Source organism: Exiguobacterium sp. s152 (genome assembly GCF_018618335.1).
GTDB lineage: Bacteria > Bacillota > Bacilli > Exiguobacteriales > Exiguobacteriaceae > Exiguobacterium > Exiguobacterium chiriqhucha.
Genome location: NZ_JACSLX010000026.1, coordinates 1 through 1,486, shown reverse-complemented (window position 1 = coordinate 1,486; position 1,486 = coordinate 1). Strand labels below are relative to the sequence as shown.

Genomic DNA, 1,486 nt, shown 5'->3' with positions numbered 1-1,486 from the left:
TGAACTGAACCCCGAATGATGGACACTTGAAAAAAGTGCCTCACTCGGGGTTTTTCGTGTGCGCATGAATCGCTATAATGAACCTATTCATTCAGACGGGAGAAACAGTCATGAGTAAAATCATCTTCAACATTCAACAAATCAATCAGCTCGAAGAAAATCCAAACGTCGCCTCCGTATCAGAACGTTCGATTCAATACACCGCCGAGTTTAAGGTCAAGGCCGTGCGTGAGAACATGGACGGCAAAGGACCTCAACAGATCTTCACAGAGGCGGGGTTCGACCTGACGGTGATTGGGAAAGAGAAGGCGAAGTCTTCGTTGAAGCGTTGGCGTCGGACGTACCGAACGGACGGAGAAGACGGTCTCCTGAACAACAAACGTGGGAAGACCCTGGGAGGCGGGCGTCCGAAAAAAGACGAGTCGATGGAGCGACGGTTGGCGAAGGCAGAGGCACGGATCAAATATCTGACGGCCGAGAACGAACTCTTAAAAAAACTAGAGAAGTTAGAAGGGCAGGCGAAACGAACGAACTGACACCGGCAGAGAAATATCAGGTCATCAATACCATCATCCGAATCGCGCAGCTGGAAAACCTCGTGCGCCCACTATGTGAAATCGCTGGTGTGAGCCGGAGTGGTTACTATGCCTGGTTGAACCGAGCCGAGGCAGAGTCCCTCCGGGAAGAGCGTGATTATCTAGATGCGACCCTACTCAAGCAGATTCACGACAGCCACGGTGGCAAAGTCGGTTATCGGGCACTGTACATGGAGGTGCGCGCAACCCTCGGGATCCGAATCAACCATAAGCGCATCCTCCGACTGATGCGCAAGTATAACATCGTCACCAAAATCCGAAAGATGAGCCCTTATCGAAAACTAGCTAAAGCGACGCTCGAGCATCGCGTCGTGCCGAATCTATTGAACCGTCAGTTCCGGCAGAGCGAGCCCGGGAAGGTGTTCGTGACCGACATCACCTATCTCCCGATCGCCTCCGGCGAGAACGTCTATCTGTCTTGTGTGAAGGACGTCGCCACACGCGAGATCGTGGCACATAAGCTGTCCACGGGCCTTCACATGGACCTCGTCTTTCAGACGATGGAAAAGCTCGAAGAGCATCTCCAAGGGAACCTACATCCCGAGGCGATGATTCATTCGGACCAAGGCTTCCACTACACACATCCGGACTACCAACAACTCGTCGGCGACCTCGGACTGGTCCAGTCCATGTCACGTCGGGGCAACTGTCTCGACAACGCACCAATCGAATCGTTCTTCGGCCATTTGAAGGACTATGTCACCAACCGCTCGTGCAAATCGCTCGAGGAGGTCCGAGAAATGGTCGGGGACTACATAAGCTATTACAACTGCGAACGAGGTCAATGGAACCTAAAAAAGATGACCCCGGAACAATATCGGGGCCATCTGATCGCCGCATAGAAAACGTGGGCTTTTTATTAAACTGTCCATTTTACGGGGCTCAGTTCA

At 52.4% G+C, this 1,486-nt stretch carries 1 protein-coding gene; it reads left to right on the top strand.

The features are described 5' to 3' along the window. The first annotated feature begins 110 nt into the window (after positions 1–110). Positions 111–1,438 (top strand): IS3 family transposase gene (locus KNP72_RS15660; RefSeq protein ID WP_418508267.1). Its coding sequence is split into 2 segments (ribosomal slippage): positions 111–498 and positions 498–1,438, totalling 1,329 coding nucleotides; the frame shifts between segments, so codons are not numbered across the junction. Positions 1,439–1,486 lie beyond the last annotated feature (48 nt).